This window comes from Cronbergia sp. UHCC 0137, assembly GCF_034932285.1.
Classification (GTDB): domain Bacteria; phylum Cyanobacteriota; class Cyanobacteriia; order Cyanobacteriales; family Nostocaceae; genus Cronbergia.
Genome location: NZ_JAYGHC010000004.1, coordinates 56,554 through 73,591, shown reverse-complemented (window position 1 = coordinate 73,591; position 17,038 = coordinate 56,554). Strand labels below are relative to the sequence as shown.

Below are 17,038 nucleotides of genomic sequence, written 5' to 3'. Positions count from 1 at the left end.
AACCCCAACTCCGACTCCAACCCCAACCCCAACCCCAACCCCAACCCCAACCCCAACTCCGACTCCGACTCCGACTCCGACTCCAACACCAACACCAACCCCAATCCCAACACCAACCCCAACTCCAACTCCAACTCCAACCCCGTAGACTAAATTTAATACTGTTCTTCTCTTCTTCTATTTCTGACTCCTGACTCCTGACTCCTGACTCCTAGCCCTAATGAAAAGACTTTTTCATCAAACCCTAGCTAGATGATGAATTTATCTACAAGGGCTTTAATATCAGGGAAAATCATTTTTTGATGTGTAAAAATTAAAAGAGTCAGACACCCGATTTTTGTTAAGTTCGGGTATTTTTTTTAGTAAATATAAAGAATTATTGACAATTTCACATAAATATGATAACAGAACGTTTTACCAATGCCCTAACTTACGCTACCCAACTACATATCAAACAAGTGCGTAAAGGTTCAGGAGTTCCATATATTGCCCATTTGTTAGGTGTTGCCAGCATTGCCTTAGAACATGGTGCTAATGAAGATGAAGCGATCGCTGCTCTCCTCCATGATGCCATAGAAGACCAAGGTGGTGTGGCTACAAGAGAAGAAATTCGCCGTCGTTTTGGGGATAATGTCACAGCGATCGTTGAGGGTTGTACTGATGCCGATACTACACCTAAACCTCCTTGGCGATTCCGTAAAGAAGAATATATTGCTCACCTTTCCAACGCCTCTTCATCAGTGTTACTGGTATCAGCCGCAGATAAACTTTACAACGCGCAGTCAATTGTCAAAGATTATCGCATCGTGGGTGAGGCTTTATGGGAACGGTTTCAAGGTGGTAAAGAAGGCATTCTTTGGTATTATCGAGCATTAGTAGATGAGTTTCTTAAAATTAGAGTGACTCCTTTAGTACAAGAATTAGAGCGCGTAGTTTCTGAGTTGGAAGTTTTGACAGAAAAAATGAAGTGAAAGTTGAAACATTTTTCGTTCAACTCTCACATTTATAGCAGGTAACAGGTAACAGGTAACAGGTAACAGGTAACAGGTAACAGGTAACAAGTATTCTTTCTCTCTTTCTGCCTTCTGCCTTCTGCCTCCTGCCTCCTGCCTCCTGCCTCCTGCCTCCTGCCTCCTGCCTTCGATAAAATTACCGGAACATACTACTAACTGAGGTATCCTCGTGAATGCGCCAGATAGTTTCTCCTAGTAAATTTGCTACCGATAACACTACTAATTCTGGAAAACGGTTGCTTTCTGGTATGGGTATTGTGTTGGTGACAATGACTTCTTCAAATAAACCACCTGACAAACGTTCCATTGCGGGAGGAGAAAATACCGCGTGGGTTGCACAAGCATAAACCTGACGGGCTCCTTCTTCTCGGAGTAACTTTGCACCTTCAGCAATTGTGCCACCTGTATCGATCATGTCATCAACTAAAACGGCGGTTTTGCCCTTAACATCACCAATTACATTTAAAACTTCGGCAACATTATGAGCCTGACGGCGTTTATCAATAATTGCTAGTGGTGCATCATCCAGCTTTTTGGCAAATGCCCGCGCCCGTGCTACACCCCCAACGTCAGGGGAAACAACTACAATATCATGTAGCTGCTTACTCACTAGATAATCTAGTAAAACTGGTGAACCGTAAACATGATCAAAGGGGATATCAAAATAACCTTGAATTTGGGCTGCGTGTAAATCCATGGCCAAAACTCGGTTAGCACCGGCTTGGGTGATCAGATTAGCAACCAATTTGGCCGTTATTGACTCCCTTCCTGCTGTTTTGCGGTCTGCACGAGCATAACCATAATAGGGAAGTACGGCTGTGATCTGTCTTGCTGAAGCCCGACGACAGGCATCAATCATGATCAGCAATTCCATCAAGTGGTCGTTAACAGGTTGACAACTTGGTTGAAGTAAATAAACATCACAACCCCGAATTGATTCTTGGATTTGAACGTAAAGTTCTCCATCTGCGAATCTTTTACGAATCATTGGTCCCAAGTCCATCCCTAAATAACGGGCAACTTCTTGGGATAGTTGTAAGTTAGCAGAACCAGAAAACAGCCGCAAACGATGATTTTCAGACATTCCTGGGGCTACTGGTTGCAATTTTAAGGCGGCAGCAGAGGCAAGCACAGCAGATCCTAGATGTGCATTCATGGCAATATTATGATCAGAAATTTAGCAGGTTTAACCGACATACAGTAAACAAAACATTTGTGAGTTTTCCCTAAGCGTTAATACAAACTTTAAAAATTCTTCAATAGAATTGAATTTCGCCAAGGTTCTAGTTTCTATGGAAAACAAACAATAGGTGTCTTTTACGACCAAGCCCTTTGGGGGGCTGCGGTGGGAGAATCTGAATTGAGATTCGTGGGTTTTCTGGGATAAATGAGTGGAAATTATTCACAATTTCAGTGATATTTGAGCTAGAACTTAGTTAGTTAGGACATCTTTGATCAGCACTGTTTATTATCTTATGATACTAAAGGCAAATTTATAAATTTATGCAAGAAAATAGCTAGGCTGGAAGCTGAAGGCTATAATACTCACAGTGTTAGTGCTTTTACCATTTTTAACTAGTCAGGTGTTTCGCCTTTGCTGGACTAACCGACTTGATATTTTATATTTTAGTTTCAAATCAATTGCTATCACACTCAAATTATTAGATCATGCAATCACCGATTACAGTTGGTACTGTTCTGCAAAATCGTTACCGAATTATTCAAGTTCTTGGACAGGGGGGATTTGGGAGAACTTATCTAGCGGAGGATCAAAGACGCTTCAATGAACTTTGCGCGATTAAGGAGTTGGTTCTCACGGTGACGGGTGTTTATGCTGGGGAAAAGGCGCAGGAACTGTTTGAACGAGAGGCTGCTACTTTATATCAAATCGAACACCCTCAAATACCCAAGTTTAGAGAAAAATTTTCCCAAGACGATCGCTTGTTTTTGGTGCAAGATTATGTTGCAGGGAAAACTTACCGGACTTTGCTGGCTGAACGTCAAGCTGTTGGGCAAGGTTTTACGGAGGCTGAGGTTTTACAGTTGTTGCGTTCTTTGTTGCCTGTTTTAGATTATATTCACGGTTGTGGGCTGATACATCGAGATATTTCGCCGGAAAATATTATTTTACGAGATGGTGATCATCAGCCTGTGTTAATTGATTTTGGCGTGGTGAAGGAGTTAGCTACGCGCTTTAAGTCTTCCACTGCTTTACCTGTAACTACTGTGGGTAAGTTGGGTTATGCTCCTAGTGAACAGATGCAGTCAGGACGGGCTTATCCTAATAGTGATTTGTATGCGTTGGCTGTGACGGCGATTGTTTTGTTGACTGGGAGGGAACCAGGGGATTTATTTGATGAAAATTTACTAATTTGGAATTGGCAAAGGTGGGTAAGGGTTAATCTGGGTATGGCGGCGATTTTGCAGAAGATGTTGAGTTATGTACCGAGCGATCGCTATCAAAGTGCGCCAGAAGTAATATTAGCATTGCAAACTCTAGATCAACCCTCTATTCCTCATAATGTTACATCTTATACGCCGACTGTAGCTGTTGGTCATCGACCTGAACCCAAGTCACCAGCATCTAATAAATCTAGTCCTGTTATTTCACCTGGCACGACTGGTTCAATTTTAGATAACCCGTTGCTAATTGGTGTAATTGGTTCTATTGTGATTATTCTGGCAGGATTTGGTTCTTGGTCGTTGGTCAATTCTTTGCGTGGCCAATCTAAAACACCACAGGCAGAAGCAACGCCTCAGTCTTTCCCTTCACCAGTGATTCCAGGCGGTACTCCCACATTTACACCTACACCAGAACTAACACCCACACCTACCTCTACACCTAGTGAACCTGTTATTTATAACAAACGCCTGAGTTTTGATTCATCTAATACCGCTAATGCTGAAGATAATATTCAGGAAAATCAAATAGTTCAGTATTCTTTATTAGGTCAGGCTGGGCAAAAATTAAGTGTATTTGTTGAGGAAGGAACTGGAATTGTCTTGACAGTTTTAGATCCAAGTGGTCAACCAATAGAGAATCAATCTCAATTAGCTACGTCCTATACTGGGACTTTATCTGCTGATGGTAGATACATTATTCAGTTGAGTTTGTCTACGGGTGTAACTGAAAGTGATTATAGCTTGAATGTGGCTTTGGAAAATCCGGCAGAGGCAACTCCCACACCAACAGAAACTCCCACACCTACACCAACGGAAACTCCCACACCTACACCAACAGAGACTCCTACCCCTGATGCAGAAACAGTTTCACCAGAAGAACCTGAGATTACACCAACGCCAGAAACAGATGAAGTTACTTCACCTTAACTTAAAATTATGTTAAATACACTACTAATTACTGGGACTGATACGGGGGCTGGAAAAACTGTTTTAACAACTTCTTTGGCAGCTTATTGGCAAAAATACCACCCAGAAAGCCGTTTGGGAATCATGAAACCGATTCAGTCGGGAGAAGGCGATCTACAATTATATCAAAGTTTGTTTGCACTAGAACAATCAACGGAAGAAATTACACCTTTGTATTTTACAGCACCTCTAGCCCCTCCTATCGCCGCAGCTAAGGAAAATCGCCAAATTAATTTGGGGGTGGTTTGGCAAGCTTTGTTATCATTACAAAAGCAGCGTGATTTCGTCTTGGTGGAGTCTTTGGGGGGGTTAGGTTCGCCAATTACAGATGAATTTACCGTGGCGGATTTAGCCGGTGAGTGGCGTTTACCAACTATTTTGGTAGTGCCTGTGAAATTAGGAGCGATCGCGCAAGCTGTGGCAAATGTAGCATTGGCTAGGGAAAGACGAGTTAATCTTTTAGGAATAATTCTCAATTGTTGTCAATTTTATGATGAGGAAGAAATAGCTGATTTAGCTCCAGCAGATTTAATTCGTTCATTGACAAATATACCGATTTTAGGATGTTTACCCTATTTAGAAAATCCCACTGATTTAGAGAAACTGGCTCAAGTTGCTACTAATTTAGATTGGGAAACTTTGCTTTTTTAGAGGGAATTGGTAATGGGTAATGGGTAATGGGATAATCTTCAAATCCGTGTAATCTGTGTAATCTATTAAATCCGTGATCGTGATTGGTGATAAATTAATTATTCTTCCCCTTCTCCCCCTGCCTCCTGCCTCCTGCCTCCTGCCTCCTGACTCCTGACTCCTGACTCCTGACTCCTGACTCCTGACTCCTGACTCCTGACTTGTAAATATTATGGTTTCCACCTTTCCTCATTCATCATCTGTAAATCTCTCTAGCGTCCGGTTAGAAATTCGGAAATTAGAACCGCAATTAATAGAATGGCGTAGACGAATACATCAAAGACCAGAATTAGGATTTCAAGAAAAAATCACGGCTGAATTTATTACCCAGAAATTGCAAAATTGGGGAATAGAACATCAAACAGGGATAGCTGAAACTGGCATTGTTGCCATTATTAAAGGTGAAAAACCTGGTGTGGAAAAAGTTTTGGCAATTCGAGCCGATATGGATGCTTTGCCGGTGCAAGAATTGAATGAAGTACCTTATTGTTCACAACATGATGGGGTAATGCACGCTTGTGGACATGATGGACATACAGCGATCGCACTGGGAACAGCATATCATCTCCAACACCATCGTCAAGACTTCAGTGGCACAGTCAAAATTATTTTTCAACCCGCAGAAGAAGGACCCGGTGGTGCAAAGCCCATGATTGAAGCGGGAGTCCTCAAAAATCCAGAGGTAGAAGCCATCATCGGATTACACCTGTGGAATGGTCTAGATTTGGGGACAATCGGAGTTCGTTCTGGGGCTTTTATGGCGGCTGTAGACTTCTTTAACTGCACCATTTTAGGTAAAGGTGGTCACGGTGCCTTACCCCATCAAACCATTGATTCTGTTGTCGTTGCAGCCCAAATCGTCAACGCTTTGCAAACCATCGTAGCCCGGAACGTCAACCCCCTAGATTCCGCAGTCGTGACAATAGGTGAACTTCACGCCGGCACAAGAATGAATGTCATAGCTGACACAGCGAGAATGAGTGGCTCAATCAGATATTTTAACATTGATTTAGCCGACTTTTTTAAACAACGCATTGAGCAAATTATCGCCGGAATTTGTCAAAGTCATGGTGCAAATTATGATTTAGAATACGTCAATCTTTATCCACCAGTAATTAATGATGGCAAAATAGCAGAATTGGTAAGAACCGTAGCCGAAGAAGTAGTAGAAACACCTTTAGGGATCATTCCCGAATGTCAAATTATGGGAAGTGAAGATATGTCATTCTTCCTGCAAGAAGTCCCCGGTTGTTATTTCTTCCTTGGTTCAGCTAACCACGAAAAAAAGTTAGATTATCCCCATCATCATCCCCGCTTTGACTTTGACGAAACAGCCTTAGCAATGGGAGTGGAAATATTTGTTCGGTGTGTAGAGAAATTCTTTTCCCAGAGTTGATAAATTCCGCAATAATTGAGGCGGATATTGATAATGTAGAAATATTTTTACAGTTAATCATAGTTGATTAATGTTGGGTTATGCCTTCGGCACACTACGTGAACGTTCCACAACCTACAAGATCAGCGATCGTACTAAAATTAATCCAGTAGCTATAAATGGAGGAAAACATGGAAGCTTTTATTTATGCTGACTTTTCCCGTTATCTTTCTAATTGAGCGATCGCCTACTATAACCCCCGCCCCAAAGTCCTATTTTCTCGTTGATTATTCTCATTAAATGTCGCTTGTTGAGAATTAAGCTATAGTCTAAAACCCTTGTTAATTGGGAGTTTCACGACTTAACGGGAAAAGTCAGTTATTTATGATGGTAAACCGGAAAATCTACAAAAAGCACTTGATGCTCATAGAAATGGTGTTCCCGTTGTATGTGCTATTTGTGGTTCAGATTTAATAATAATTGGACCTGGAGATAGTGAATTAATTACCAAGTACCAATTAAGTCCTGGTATATATTGTCTATCTAGTCCTAGACATATCCATCAAGCTTTTCTCTTTTCAGAGCCGTTTGAGGAATTTAAGCGGAGATTTGGAGGTAATTAAAATAATTATAGCGTTTCCCAGTCTAATGAAGTACACACCAATTTATTCCCTGTTCCCTATTCCCTAAAACGAAAAAACTTTGTACCTCACTAGCATGGGAACAGCTATAGCTTTGTCGATTAAGAGTATGAATTTAGTCTTACACAAAAGTGCTGTATTCTCTCCTTTCCAGCAGATTTGACCTGCGCAGACTCCGGTTTTTGTCCCTCCTTTCAATTAACACGACTTTCGCTAATGGTACGGGAGAAATTCGCCAATATGATCAACTCAATCAGTTGAGGTATTTGGAAAATTATCAAGGTGATACTGTTTTCTCCAGATTCGTAGGTTGGGTTAAGACACGCAACCCAACAAATGCGTTCGGTTTCATTTCATTGCTTGGCGTTCACACAGTGTCCCGCAGGGATGCGTTCACGTTCCACAAACCAACCTACAAATTAAGACTTTTTTCGATTTGGACAAGGTATTGTTAAAGTGAATATATATGATGTAGGAATATTTGTATAATTAATTTATATTTATAAATTCTTTTAGATATCGTTAATGTTGGGTTTCGTTCCACAACCCAACCTACAAGATCAGCGATCGTACCAATATGCAGACAAAATTACCAACTGACACTTGGATATCAGCAACCTGGGATGAATATAGCCAAATCATAGAACATCCAAGCTATGAGAAAGCCAAGAGTTACTACCACAACGGAAAAATGAGGCTAGAAATGGCACCAATAGGAAATGATCATGCCAGTGACCACGGAATTATTATGTATGTGGTATACTTGTTTGCAGCCATCAAAAATATTCCTTTAAACGGGAAAGATAACTGTACATATAGAAAAACTGGGTTTAATGATATTCAACCTGACGCATCTTATTATATTGGTGAAAAAGCTAATGCTATTCCCTATGGAACATCTATTATCAATTTAGATGTTTATCCACCACCAGATTTAGTGATAGAAATCGCCAATTCTTCACTAGCTGATGATAAAGGTGAAAAACGGTTGATGTATGAAGATTTAGGTGTGGCTGAATATTGGATAGTTGATGTTCAAAATGTTCAAGTTATCGCTTTTGCTATAGAAAATGGAGGAAGTAGAAGAATTAATCAATCTCAAATTTTGCCAGGTTTAGAAATTTCTCTACTCAACACAGCATTAAGAAAAACTAGAGAAATGAGTCAAGGAGAAGTTTGTGCATGGCTATTAAAGCAATTTCAGTAACATTTCAACTCAATTGTTAAATATCAAAATCTAATACAAACTTATCTGCGTTTATTTGCGTCCATCTGCGTTTAATTATTTCTTCCTGTAGTTCAGAAGAAAAAAAACCGCAATTCATATTTAGTAAAGTTTGTCAATGCGTAAGCTATAATAACTATAAAATTAATGTTTCTAGCTTTGCTTGTACTTCTTCTATTAAATCTTGTGCAACACTCTCAACAAATTTTACCTTTCTAGCTCGCCAATCTAGTGTTTTAATTTGGTCAGCTAATATAACCCCTTTTGTTTGCATTCCCTCAACAAGTGGAACTTCAAAACTAAGTCCTTTTGGATTGCTAGTTATGGGACACGCTAGAACTAAAGAAGCCATTCGATTGTATTTAACTGGAGATATAACAAGAACAGGGCGATAGCCGATTTGTTCTCGTCCTTGTTGTAGTTCATTGTTTAATATTCTAGCAATATCATCAAATGACATTCCTGAAGCTTGAAGGGCAAAAGCACGCCGAATTGAGTCAGCCGTAAATTGCTGTTTATTGCCAAATTCTAATTTGACAATATCGCCTCTATTTGGAAAGTAGGAATTAACTACCAATCTTCATTCCCCACATTATTTTCAGGTTCAAATTCAGGATGAAAATTATCAGGAGTCATACCTTCAAGCAACTCATCAAGGGTATATTTTTTTCTTTTTTGTGGTGTAATCACAATACTGTTACCTTCCACACTAAAATTCATCGCTATCCCTTCCGTGACTTGCGCTTGTTCAGCTATTGATCTTGGAATCCGAATAGCTAAACTGTTTCCCCATTTAGCAACAACTGTCGTCATAGTTATCTCCAAATATTTTGTTAGAGATTTATCTGCCTAAACTAACGTATATACTTTGAAGATACATATTTAAGGGGCAGTTGTCAATACCTTTGTCAATCTGTTGTTAAAAAATCTGCAATTATGCTAATGTTGTGAGTAATTGAACGTAAATAAAGACTGTTAACTGACGTTACTTATTTGATCATTCTGTGCAGCATCACATAAAATTGGTATTAAGTTGCAATACTATAGCCATTTTTGTGTAGGTTGGGTTGACGTAAGGAAACCCAACGCATTTGTTGGGTTGCGTGCCTTAACCCAACCTACGAATCACTGCTTTTTTCAATTTGGCTATAGTATTGAAGTTGTAAAAATATATGTTAGAAACTCAAACTATATTAAAAGAAATATCTCCCGGTGGTACAGACCCAGAACATTTTGATGTGAATGAATCTTGGTACCCAGTTCATTATTTGCAAGATTTAGACAAATCAAAACCAACTCCATTTACACTATTGAATCAAAATATTGTTCTGTGGTGGGATAAAAAAAATCAATCTTGGCAAGCCTTTTTAGATCAGTGTCCCCATCGTTTAGCACCACTATCAGAAGGTAGAATTAACGAAGATGGACTTTTAGAATGTCCTTATCACGGTTGGTCTTTTGCTGGAAATGGTAGCTGTCAAAAAATTCCTCAACAGCTAAAAGGAGGAAGTGCGGAAACTTCTCAACGCGCTTGTGTAAAATCTTTACCGACAACAGAACACCAAGGTTTATTATTTGTCTATCCTGGAAAGCCGGAAAATGCAGCAATAACTAAAATTCCCACCATTGAACCTTTTGAAACAGCACCAGATGGATGGGTTGTGATTAATACATTCAGAGATGTTCCTTATGACGCGCTGACATTGCTAGAAAATATCCTTGATCCTAGTCATGTAGCCTTTACCCACCACCGTACCGTAGGCAATCGGGCAAATGCTGCACCCTTGGAACTGGAGGTAGTAGAATCTGGGAAACAGGGTTTTAAGGGAATTTGGAAGCAAGGTTTAACACCAAAGCAATCAGGGGAAATATCGACAAAATTCATTGCCCCTTGTTTAATGTGGCATGATATTAACTCCCAACGGGGGAGAATTTTAACCGTTGTTTATGCTACACCAATTCGTAAAGGTGAATGTCGTTTATTTGCCCGATTTCCCTTTAAATTTCCCTCAAAATTGCCGAGTTTCTTGATTAAACTGCGTCCACGATGGTATTATCATATTGGTCAAAATGGTGTTTTAGAAGATGACCAAATTTTTCTCCACTATCAAGAACGTTATTTAGAAGCTAAAGGTGGTAGTGATAACTTTACCAAAGCGTTTTATTTACCGACCAAAGCCGATAGTTTTGTGTTTGAATTGCGTCAATGGGTGAACCAATACCACGCTGAACCATTTCCTGGTGCAACTTTTTCACCAGTTTTATCTAAAGAGTTGCTACTAGAAAGATATCATTCCCACACAGAGAACTGTGCTAGTTGTAGAAATGCTCTTTTACGGGTTCAACAATTGAGGTTTTGGTGTGGAGTAATGGCAGTAATTATTTTAGCCGTCGTGCCACCTTTGATGTTATTTGTAAATATAACCTCTGTTTTAATAGTGGTGGCAGCTACTTTCACAACCTTGGCTTTGGGTGCGGGTTGGTGGGGGTTGAATAGGCTGGAAAGACAATTCTATCATGGCCGACTCGTACCTCCACGTAATCAGCCAGAGAAAAGCCGACCTTAATTAGGGACTTCCAATATAAAAAACACTCAACCACTTAACGCAAAAAATCTCACTTCGACAAGCTCAGTGACCACTCAAACCCTTATTCCTCTGTGTCCTCTGTGCCTCTGTGGTTCTTTAATCCGAATAATTTTTGCTATGGCTCGAAGTTCCCAAAAAAAGATAAATACTGCTGAATCTGAGCTAAAATGGGCAGATGATACAGAGTTAGTGGGATTAGAATTTGATTTAGTTCTGCCTACAGATACTTCTATTTACCCCCAGTATACCATTGGACTTCATGCTTGGTTTCTTGACCAGGTGCGATCGCTAGATCCAGAACTTTCGGCCTATCTCCACGATAGTGAATCTGAAAAACCCTTTACTATTTCGGCTTTAGATGGGGATTTGGTCAGCAGTGGTAGACAAATACAACTTTCTGCCAATAATAGTTATCGTTGGTATGTGACAGCATTATCCCAAAGGGTGGTGCAGTGGATGAAAATTTGGTTGGAGAATTTACCAGGTGTGTTAAATTTGCGTCATGCAGAATTTAAAATCCGTGGTTACAATATTGTTCACCCACCGATGACTTATACCGATTTGTTGAATTTTCAACATAGGGAAACGGTAACATTAAAGTTTCTCAGTCCTACCAGTTTTCGCCGTAAAGGTCATCATTTCCCCTTACCGTTGCCTGTGAACGTTTTTCATAGTTATCTGCGGCGTTGGAACGATTTCTCTGGAAACCCGGTTGATCAGGAGACTTTTTTGGCTTGGGTGGATGAAAATGTGTTGATTAATCGCCACCAAATATCATCGGTGAAAGTGTTAGCTGGCAAAAAAGGGGCGGTAACGGGATTTACTGGGGCGATTGAGTATTGTTTAACTAAAGAAGCTGCGAGTAATCCAGAGTTTCAACAATTATTTTATGCTTTGGGTCAGTTAGCGCCCTACTGTGGTACTGGTCATAAAACTACCTTTGGTTTGGGACAAACTCGTTTAGGTTGGTTGTCTCAGGTGGTGGTGGATGTTCCAGATGTGCAGAGTATTTTGGCGAAACGCATTGAGGATTTGACGGAGATATTTAAAGCACAACGTCAACGTCAAGGTGGAGAAAGGGCGGAGGAGATTGCAGCGAAATGGGCGACAATTTTGGCTAGGAGGGAATTGGGGGAATCTTTGTTAGCGATCGCGCAAGATTTAGAAATGCCCTATCAAACTGTTAAAACCTATGCTAAACTTAGTCGTCAAATGTTGAAAGACTGCTAAACCTATCCCTAAAAAGTACAATTTAAGAAGGTCGAATTACACCTAATTTATTCTCAAAGTTCATTTTAATAGTACACAAAGTTGGACTTTTGATAAAATTACAGGTATAAGTAGCTAATAATTCTTCTTGATAATTAAAAACCCTGACATTATAACCAGATTGTCTGGATATACTACCCAAATAGTTAAGGAAATTATAGCGTTCTAAATAGTCTAGTAGACTCCATATTTGCTGATTAACGATTAGGTCTAGACGTGCAGATTCTTTTGGAGAAGCTGGATATGCTATCCAATTATCTAACAGTTTTTTTTCAGAGTTTTCCTTTGCCCACCATAAACTAGGAACGGTTAATCCATCTGGGTTGATGGTATTAGATGTGATTACAGAAGGTTTTGATTTTTTCAGTAAATTTAGTTCCAATGGTGCATCAGAAGGTTGGGGTATGTTTTTGGCTGATGATGGTAAAATGGGTAAAGCAAAAAAAGCAGTAATACTTAATAGTGTTAATAGGGGTTTATGGTAGTTTTTTAAGTTGTGTTTAAGCATGGTTGTCAATATTGTAATATTGGGAATTTTAGATTAATTTATGTGTCTGTTGGTTGAGGGTTGAGTAGTTGCAGTAATTCTTCCCCATTTTGCCACACAAAAGCGTGTTTGTCTTCGTACAGAGCCGGATTCCAAGTATTTTTTTGTAACATCATGATTTTAATAGTATAAAGTCTAAATATTGTTGCTAAACTGAGAGCAGCCCTAAAAATTCCCTAACTATGCTTAAACGTTCCAAGTTCGAGACTTCCCAATCTCAGATTATGCACCGTGCTGAGGATCTGATTAGTGCTGCATCTAATCGCTATCGGATTACAGTTCAAGTCGCAAATCGTGCTAAACGTCGGCGTTATGAAGATTTTGAAAATAATGAAGATAGCCTGATGAAACCCGTACTCAGAGCGATTATTGAAATGTCAGACGAACTGACTCAACCAGAAATTATCGGCGAACTTTAATACTTTTTACCCTGGACTGCGGTTGTTTACCTTAGAGGATGTTTGAAAAGTTTCGGGCGATTATAAAGATGCCTCCGGCTCCCGTAAGGGATACGCTACTACACAAGCAAAGTCCACCTCCGTGGACTAACACAAAATTAAGGTTTAAAAACCCACGCAGGTGGGTTTCGACTGTGTAGCCGCGACTTCTAGTCGCTAGGGCTGTATAAATTAGACTTTTTAAACACCCTCTTAGCCTGCCGAAAACAGGGTGGCTACTATTTATTGATCATAATTTTATGAAAGACAAAAAATCCTTAATCATAATTTTTCTGGTTGCTGTCAATATTATAGTTTTAAATCCAACTAACTTTCATTTATTCAAAATGTCGCCAGCATTAGCCCAGAGAATCAGTCCTAGTGATGTTTGGCAGCAGGTATACAAAGATTTTCCAGAATTACCCCCAGAAAATCAATATATTAGTAGAGAAACGGGCAAAATTGCCGAAAATAACACCTTAGCTAGTCGCTTACTTCGATATCACATTTATATCAAAGGAAGATCGCCCATTTATCGTTTAGATTGGAAGTTGACCTTCGCTGATTATTTGGGTGTTAACGAAACCATGTATAACATCAGTTATCCTGGTAATGACACATTAAAGAATAATCCCATAGACAGCGATCGCGCTGCAATAGCTAAACTCACCCGTAATCAAAGAAATGCTTTAATTCAAGTCCTAATCAACATCTTTACCACCTCTTCTGAAAATACACCCGCATCAGCGATGTAATTACAGCAGGGGGCAGGGGGCAGGGGAGGCAGGGGAGGCAGGGGAGGCAGGGGAGGTAGGGGAGGCAGGGGGGGCAGGGGAAGAATAAATCTTTTATTACCAATCACCAATCACCAATTACCAATCACCAATTACCCAAATGCAACAAATAATTAAAAGCGGGACAGGTTGGCGGATAGGCTGGAATCCCCAAGCAGTAGAATATAAAGGCTTAGTAGGGACAGAAAATTGGTCTATAGAGTTAACCGAAATTGAATTAAACGATTTTTGTCGCCTGGTGACACAGTTAGCAGATACCATGAAGCTATTAGCAACAGAATTAATGGATGAAGAAAAGATTACCTGTGAAGCCGAAAGCAATTTATTATGGATAGAAGTAGAAGGCTATCCCCACGCCTACAGTTTGCGCTTGATTTTGAATACAGGACGCTGTGCAGAAGGATGGTGGAATGCTGAAGCCGTGCCGGGTTTGCTGGAAGCGATCGCTATGCTAAAAGTATTTTAGAAAAAAGCTTGCAATTTTCCCAGAAGCCGTGGTATATTTGTAAAGGCGAATAAGTTAATTTTAGAAACAAAAATTTGGATCATTCCCTAATCCAAAATCTAGAATTAATTAAACGGGGCGTAGCGCAGCTTGGTAGCGCGCCACTTTGGGGTAGTGGAGGTCGTGGGTTCGAATCCCGCCGCTCCGATTGGATAGGTTTTTGTTTATGTCACGGTTTTAATTGGTGGCGGGCGGCTGCTAAAATCAGACGTTGTTCAGCACGAGCGATCGCTCTATAAGTACGCTCCACAGCTTCGGGTTCCACAGAAATGGAAGTAATACCCCACTGTACCAATTGATCGATTATTTCTGGATACAGAACTGGTGCTTGGCCGCAGATAGAACAGGGAATCCCACCGTCTTTTGCCATTGTAATTAATTGAGCGATCGCCCCCATCACAGCCGGATGGCGTTCATCAAAAATCGTTCCTAATTGCCCTTGTTCACGATCTACCCCTAACAAAAGCTGGGTAAGGTCATTTGTGCCAATAGAAATTCCTGCCACACCCGCCTTGATGTATTCTGGCAGTAAAAATAGTACACTGGGTACTTCTGCCATGATCCACAACTGGAATTGAGATAATTGAGTTAACCCAGCTTCCTCAACCTTGCGTCGGCAAAATACAAACTCTTCCACCCTGCGGACAAAAGGTAACATTAAATGTATATTGCTATAACCAGCTTGCTGAACAGCAGCCAAAGCCTTCAATTCCAACTCAAAAACAGCCGGATTGCGTAAATAACTCAACGTCCCCCGTTCACCTAGCACCGACTGAGGTGTACCATGATTTAAAGAAGGCAAATCTGGCGATCGCCAATCTAAAGAACGATATAAAATTGGTCTTGGTGAAAAAGCACGGGCAAACCGTAAAATTTCTTCTACCCATAACTGTAATAATTCTGTCTGTTTTTCATTTGCCACCCAACTTTGGGGATGTTGTCCCTTCAAAATCTTTAACACCATCAATTCTGAACGTAATAACCCCACCCCATCTACAGGTAAATTTTGTACTTGTTCAACTAAACTCGATTGACTGAGATTAACCAATAACTGGGTAGCAATTACAGGCAGGGAATAAGAGATAACAGGTGATGGGTGAGAGGTGATAGAAGCCGGGGTGACAGGATTTTCTGTACCTTGTTCCTTATTTTCTGTAAAGCGATAAATTTCTCCCCTATCTCCATCAATTAGCAGTCTTTCACCTGTGAGAAATAGATTTGTGGCATCAGTGGCATTGACAACAGAAGGAATAGCCAATTCTCTAGCCAAAATTGCAGCGTGGCTAGTTAATCCCCCTTGTTCTGTGACAATTCCGCCAACTTCTTGGAGTACCGGCAACCAATCAGGAGTGACAGATGGGGCAATTAAAATTACACCTTGGGGGATTTTTTCGGGTTTTTGTTGTGAATTAATGACATGAGCGTTGCCAATTACCCGCCCTCTTGCAGCCCCTATGCCCTTAATTAAGTGCAAATTGGGAATTACAGCTTGGGGAGAGCTAATTTGGGTAATGTACAGCTTGGGATCTGGTGTTTCTTGAGAAATTGTCCATTTCATTGTTAATTTTGTCCCTAATTCACTCACCAGTCGATTTCCCAAAGTAATAACTTGTTGGAGATATTCCTCTGGTAGAGCATACTCTTTTTGCTGTTGCTCTTTGAGTAAATAGGCTAACAGACAATCATGATCTGTTGTTAATACAGACGCGGGTGCGACTTGTTCAGACTCTATAGTTGTAGTGTTATTAACTCCGTAGGCTAGGATTTTATTCCCTAACTGCCGTTCTATAACTACCCCAGTTTCCTGCTGAATATAGTAAACATCTGGCAATACTTCTCCCTTACTCATTGCCACTTCTAAACCCCAGGTGGCTTCAATTTCCCATCCTAATGTGTTGGCGTTGAATACACCAGAGGCAATGGCGTTTTCCACCGGTTGTACTAATACTGCTAAATTGATTTGTTGGAGGTTAATGTCTATACTGTGCCAGTATAGTAGACTTCTAGCCCGAAATAATTGACTCCACAGTAATTTTAACCCTTGAGCGATCGCTTGCTCATCACAGGTACAAAATACTGCTTCCATTAATCCAGACACATTCCCCATTCCTTGGGTAGCGGTTGGTACTGTCAAAGTTGGACGCAAAATTAAACAATTGCTTTGCCATTTCCTCGCAGCTTTGAAAATTGTATTCACCCAATGTTGAGGTACACTGGCAGAAATAATTTCTTGACGTAACTGCCTAGCTACCTGTTGGAGTTGTCGCCAATTAGCTACATCCAAGTGTAAGGACGAATGGGGCAAATCTGCAACTAATGACTCTGAACTGTGAAGAGCTTCTAAAAATTGTCGCAATACTTCAGCCGAAACCACAAAGCCCGGTACTACCGGATAGCCTCGTTGGATAATTCTGCTCAAATAAAACGCTTTATCGCCAACTTTGGGGCGATCTTGGATTTTAATGTGTTCAAGCCAATAGAGTTTGTCCACTCAGTTAGTTAGGTGTCGATAACAGGGGGCAGGGGGCAGGGGGCAGGGGGCAGGGGAGGCAGGGGGCAGGGGAGGCAGGGGAGGCAGGGGAGGG

Annotated in this window: 15 protein-coding genes and 1 tRNA gene; 11 read left to right on the top strand and 5 right to left on the bottom strand. The window is 40.6% G+C overall.

What is annotated here, in order from left to right:
• The first annotated feature begins 398 nt into the window (after positions 1–398).
• A complete protein-coding gene (locus VB711_RS02735) occupies positions 399–971 on the top strand; it encodes an HD domain-containing protein (protein WP_323284155.1) in 573 nt (190 codons plus the stop codon).
• A 178-nt stretch (positions 972–1,149) separates the two neighbouring features.
• Here VB711_RS02735 and VB711_RS02730 read toward each other — a convergent pair whose 3' ends face one another.
• Positions 1,150–2,169, bottom strand: coding sequence for a ribose-phosphate pyrophosphokinase (locus VB711_RS02730; protein ID WP_323284154.1), 1,020 nt, complete (start codon positions 2,167–2,169; stop codon positions 1,150–1,152).
• Between the two features lie 512 nt (positions 2,170–2,681).
• On the opposite strand from VB711_RS02730, the gene VB711_RS02725 reads away from it, so the two are divergent.
• The 4 genes from VB711_RS02725 (at position 2,682) to VB711_RS02710 (ending at position 8,295) form a co-directional block, all read left to right on the top strand.
• The gene (locus tag VB711_RS02725) at positions 2,682–4,343 is read left to right on the top strand and encodes a serine/threonine-protein kinase (protein WP_323284153.1); all 1,662 of its coding nucleotides are present in this window, start codon (positions 2,682–2,684) and stop codon (positions 4,341–4,343) included.
• A 9-nt stretch (positions 4,344–4,352) separates the two neighbouring features.
• Entirely contained in the window at positions 4,353–5,033 is a 681-nt protein-coding gene (gene bioD, locus VB711_RS02720) for a dethiobiotin synthase (protein ID WP_323284152.1), read from the top strand.
• A gap of 211 nt (positions 5,034–5,244) precedes the next feature.
• Positions 5,245–6,468 carry a M20 family metallopeptidase gene (locus tag VB711_RS02715; protein ID WP_323284151.1) on the top strand — a complete coding sequence of 408 codons (1,224 nt, stop codon included), beginning with the start codon at positions 5,245–5,247 and terminating at the stop codon, positions 6,466–6,468.
• 1,197 nt (positions 6,469–7,665) lie between these two features.
• Positions 7,666–8,295, top strand: a complete 630-nt coding sequence (locus VB711_RS02710; RefSeq protein WP_323284150.1) for a Uma2 family endonuclease — start codon at positions 7,666–7,668, stop codon at positions 8,293–8,295.
• Positions 8,296–8,449: 154 nt separating this feature from the next.
• On the opposite strand, the gene VB711_RS02705 is transcribed toward VB711_RS02710, so the two are convergent.
• The gene (locus tag VB711_RS02705) at positions 8,450–8,890 is read right to left on the bottom strand and encodes a type II toxin-antitoxin system PemK/MazF family toxin (RefSeq protein ID WP_323284149.1); all 441 of its coding nucleotides are present in this window, start codon (positions 8,888–8,890) and stop codon (positions 8,450–8,452) included.
• Complete coding sequence (locus VB711_RS02700) at positions 8,884–9,126, bottom strand: AbrB/MazE/SpoVT family DNA-binding domain-containing protein (protein ID WP_323284148.1); 243 nt, start codon at positions 9,124–9,126, stop codon at positions 8,884–8,886. The genes VB711_RS02705 and VB711_RS02700 overlap by 7 nt, the downstream gene beginning before the upstream one ends.
• 359 nt (positions 9,127–9,485) lie before the next feature.
• On the opposite strand from VB711_RS02700, the gene VB711_RS02695 reads away from it, so the two are divergent.
• Positions 9,486–10,880: a Rieske 2Fe-2S domain-containing protein gene (locus VB711_RS02695; RefSeq protein ID WP_323284147.1), complete on the top strand. Its 1,395-nt coding sequence runs from the start codon at positions 9,486–9,488 to the stop codon at positions 10,878–10,880.
• Positions 10,881–11,018: 138 nt separating this feature from the next.
• Positions 11,019–12,131 carry a CRISPR-associated endoribonuclease Cas6 gene (gene cas6, locus VB711_RS02690; protein WP_323284146.1) on the top strand — a complete coding sequence of 371 codons (1,113 nt, stop codon included), beginning with the start codon at positions 11,019–11,021 and terminating at the stop codon, positions 12,129–12,131.
• Positions 12,132–12,153: 22 nt separating this feature from the next.
• Here the strand turns inward: cas6 and VB711_RS02685 are convergent, their stop codons facing one another.
• On the bottom strand, positions 12,154–12,678 hold the full coding sequence (locus VB711_RS02685) for a hypothetical protein (RefSeq protein ID WP_323284145.1): 525 nt from the start codon (positions 12,676–12,678) through the stop codon (positions 12,154–12,156).
• A gap of 221 nt (positions 12,679–12,899) precedes the next feature.
• Between VB711_RS02685 and VB711_RS02680 the strand changes: the two genes are divergently transcribed.
• From VB711_RS02680 to VB711_RS02665, 4 genes are all read left to right on the top strand, one after another.
• Positions 12,900–13,136: a DNA-directed RNA polymerase subunit omega gene (locus tag VB711_RS02680; protein ID WP_323284144.1), complete on the top strand. Its 237-nt coding sequence runs from the start codon at positions 12,900–12,902 to the stop codon at positions 13,134–13,136.
• Between the two features lie 278 nt (positions 13,137–13,414).
• Entirely contained in the window at positions 13,415–13,909 is a 495-nt protein-coding gene (locus VB711_RS02675) for a hypothetical protein (RefSeq protein ID WP_323284143.1), read from the top strand.
• Positions 13,910–14,048: 139 nt separating this feature from the next.
• A complete protein-coding gene (locus VB711_RS02670) occupies positions 14,049–14,414 on the top strand; it encodes a DUF1818 family protein (protein WP_323284142.1) in 366 nt (121 codons plus the stop codon).
• Positions 14,415–14,527: 113 nt separating this feature from the next.
• Positions 14,528–14,601: transfer RNA gene (locus VB711_RS02665), tRNA-Pro, on the top strand.
• Between the two features lie 21 nt (positions 14,602–14,622).
• Here VB711_RS02665 and VB711_RS02660 read toward each other — a convergent pair.
• On the bottom strand, positions 14,623–16,944 hold the full coding sequence (locus tag VB711_RS02660) for a putative PEP-binding protein (RefSeq protein WP_323284141.1): 2,322 nt from the start codon (positions 16,942–16,944) through the stop codon (positions 14,623–14,625).
• Between the last annotated feature and the right edge of the window lie 94 nt (positions 16,945–17,038).

What these genes read in the sequence shown, in the direction of transcription:
- VB711_RS02730 (WP_323284154.1), bottom strand. Translation starts at nt 2,169, where the DNA reads ATGAATGCACATCTAGGATCTGCTGTGCTTGCCTCTGCTGCCGCCTTA.
- VB711_RS02680 (WP_323284144.1), top strand. Translation starts at nt 12,900, where the DNA reads ATGCTTAAACGTTCCAAGTTCGAGACTTCCCAATCTCAGATTATGCAC.
- VB711_RS02735 (WP_323284155.1), top strand. Translation starts at nt 399, where the DNA reads ATGATAACAGAACGTTTTACCAATGCCCTAACTTACGCTACCCAACTA.
- bioD (WP_323284152.1), top strand. Translation starts at nt 4,353, where the DNA reads ATGTTAAATACACTACTAATTACTGGGACTGATACGGGGGCTGGAAAA.
- VB711_RS02670 (WP_323284142.1), top strand. Translation starts at nt 14,049, where the DNA reads ATGCAACAAATAATTAAAAGCGGGACAGGTTGGCGGATAGGCTGGAAT.
- VB711_RS02695 (WP_323284147.1), top strand. Translation starts at nt 9,486, where the DNA reads ATGTTAGAAACTCAAACTATATTAAAAGAAATATCTCCCGGTGGTACA.
- VB711_RS02725 (WP_323284153.1), top strand. Translation starts at nt 2,682, where the DNA reads ATGCAATCACCGATTACAGTTGGTACTGTTCTGCAAAATCGTTACCGA.
- VB711_RS02700 (WP_323284148.1), bottom strand. Translation starts at nt 9,126, where the DNA reads ATGACGACAGTTGTTGCTAAATGGGGAAACAGTTTAGCTATTCGGATT.
- cas6 (WP_323284146.1), top strand. Translation starts at nt 11,019, where the DNA reads ATGGCTCGAAGTTCCCAAAAAAAGATAAATACTGCTGAATCTGAGCTA.
- VB711_RS02685 (WP_323284145.1), bottom strand. Translation starts at nt 12,678, where the DNA reads ATGCTTAAACACAACTTAAAAAACTACCATAAACCCCTATTAACACTA.
- VB711_RS02710 (WP_323284150.1), top strand. Translation starts at nt 7,666, where the DNA reads ATGCAGACAAAATTACCAACTGACACTTGGATATCAGCAACCTGGGAT.
- VB711_RS02715 (WP_323284151.1), top strand. Translation starts at nt 5,245, where the DNA reads ATGGTTTCCACCTTTCCTCATTCATCATCTGTAAATCTCTCTAGCGTC.
- VB711_RS02675 (WP_323284143.1), top strand. Translation starts at nt 13,415, where the DNA reads ATGAAAGACAAAAAATCCTTAATCATAATTTTTCTGGTTGCTGTCAAT.